Here is a 2,062-nt window from a genome sequence, read left to right as displayed (position 1 = left end):
GTTGTATGCGAATGTCTAAACCCGTCTTCATTGCAACGCTTGGAAAATATCAGCCCTACATGGCCAACTATTTCAAACAGAGACGGAATAGCGGCTTTGTAGAAGGACTTAACAATCTGATTAAGGTAATCAAGCGACGTTGCTACGGCATCTTCAAACCCGAGACCCTGTTTCAACGCCTGTTTCTCGATCTGCAAGGCTTCAAAATCTACGCCTGACTTCATCAACTACAAACGAAGAAGACCCTCTTTTGCGTCAGGGTCATCGACGGTCGTCTTCGTCAGGACATCGAACGGTGGTATCCCGGCTTTACCGCCAGCGACGCAACCGTCCAACTCATCGTCTAACCCCACCAAATGAAACGCTCTCGTCGAACGCCGCGGCACGTTGGAACCGTGAGGGCTTCACGTCGCAAACGTGCCCCCATAAACAACAGGCGCGCCGCAAAAAGACGACGCGCCTGCCTAGTCCGCCGCGAACTTCCGAGTCCTTAAGCGCGATTGTACTCTGTGATATTCAGCACACCTTCCGACTTCGCCACAATCACCGCCGTCACTGTATCGCCCGTAACGTTCGCCGACGTACAGCCCATGTCGAGCAACCGATCCACTGCAGCAATCACGGCGATGACTTCGAGCGGCAATCCGACTGAAGCCAGCACCAGACTCATCACCACCAGCGCCGTGCCGGGAATCCCCGCAGCACCAATCGACGCCATGACGGTGGTCAACACAACAGTCATCAATTGCGTGACACTCAACTCGATTCCATACGCGTTGCTGGCAAAGATCGTAACAGTACCGAGATAGGCGGCAAGCCCGGCCATGTTGATGGTCGCGCCAAGTGGCAGCACAAAGCTCGCGACCCCTTTATCCACGCCAAGGCGCTTTTGCGTGTTTTCCATGTTCAGCGGCAGCGTCGCATTGCTGCTGGCAGTCGAGTAGGCGAACAGTTGAATCGGGAGCATCTTGCGTACGAACGGTGCGGGATTCAGGCCAGACAACAGTAACATCGCACCGCACATCACGATCATGAAGAAAAGGAACGTCGCGTAGTTCACGGCCACCAGCGCACCCAGATGGCCCAGCACGGCAAAGCCATGATCGGCCGTGACGAACGCCATCAAACCAAACACGCCGAACGGAGCAAACTTTAATACCATCGTGATCAGCTTGAACACCACAGCTGCCAGACTCTCGAAGAAGCTGCGCACCGGTCGCCCAGCCTCGCCTGCCAGGTTGATGGCGATCCCAAAGAACACCGCGAAAACGATGGTCGGCAACAGCGCGCCATCGGCAAAGGCCTTGAACGGGTTTGACGGAATCGCAGCTAGTAGCGAGTCCGTCAGGCTGATAGGTTCCGTGACGTGGACGGCAATGTCCTCCCCGCCAAGGTGGAAACCCTGGCCAATGCCGAAAAAGCTTGCCACGCCCATCGCCAGGACAACCGTCACGCCCATCGAAAGCGCGTAAATCACAATCGCCTTCCACGCAATCCGGCGCATTGCGGCCAAATCGCGCAGTGAAGTGATACCGCAGACGAGCGAGACAAACACCACCGGGATGACGCACATCCGGATCAGCGACATGAAAATATCGCCGAGCGGCTGCAGCGCCTTCGCCGGCGCGCCGATGAGGTGCCCAGCAGCGACACCCAGAATCATCGCAATCAGAATCTGATGCCACATCTCAAAACGGCGTGGACGGAGTTTGGCAAGCAGATTCATCGAAATAGTTCCTTTGAGGTAGCGGGGAGTGGATTGCGATCGGTTCGCACGACTCGCGATGCAATCGCGTAGTCTCATTGGGTTCGCGCATCGATAGTGAGCTGCGACGACCGGCAACTCAATTTTGATTGGAAAAGCAAAATCTCGCACCAGGACTGGTACGAAATGCGCAGTGCAATGCATGGGGTTAGGACACCTCCTTATACAGATCTCAACATCAAATGGCTTCGTTTCGCAGTGCCCGTAGGGTTTCGGCTGCGGTCGTGACGCGTTCAACTGGTTGCTAGTTTTATGAGGCCCTTGAATTTGTCTGCAAGTGGTGCCGGGACTGGCTTC

At 55.6% G+C, this 2,062-nt stretch carries 2 protein-coding genes; one reads left to right on the top strand and one right to left on the bottom strand.

Annotated elements, in window-relative coordinates; translation table 11 throughout:
- Positions 1-218 (top strand): transposase (locus P0D80_RS49755; RefSeq protein ID WP_408295995.1); only part of this gene is annotated, 218 nt, incomplete at its 5' end.
- 272 nt (positions 219-490) lie between these two features.
- Here the strand turns inward: P0D80_RS49755 and P0D80_RS49750 are convergent.
- Positions 491-1,726 (bottom strand): dicarboxylate/amino acid:cation symporter, encoded by a 1,236-nt coding sequence (locus P0D80_RS49750; RefSeq protein WP_408295992.1) that lies wholly within the window; start codon positions 1,724-1,726, stop codon positions 491-493.
- Between the last annotated feature and the right edge of the window lie 336 nt (positions 1,727-2,062).

Source organism: Paraburkholderia sp. RL17-373-BIF-A, assembly GCF_046030175.1.
GTDB lineage: Bacteria > Pseudomonadota > Gammaproteobacteria > Burkholderiales > Burkholderiaceae > Paraburkholderia.
This window is presented reverse-complemented; position numbering and strand designations above follow the sequence as displayed.

Bases quoted from the DNA above. Each gene is read 5' to 3' on its own strand.
- P0D80_RS49750 (WP_408295992.1), bottom strand. From the start codon at position 1,726: ATGAATCTGCTTGCCAAACTCCGTCCACGCCGTTTTGAGATGTGGCAT.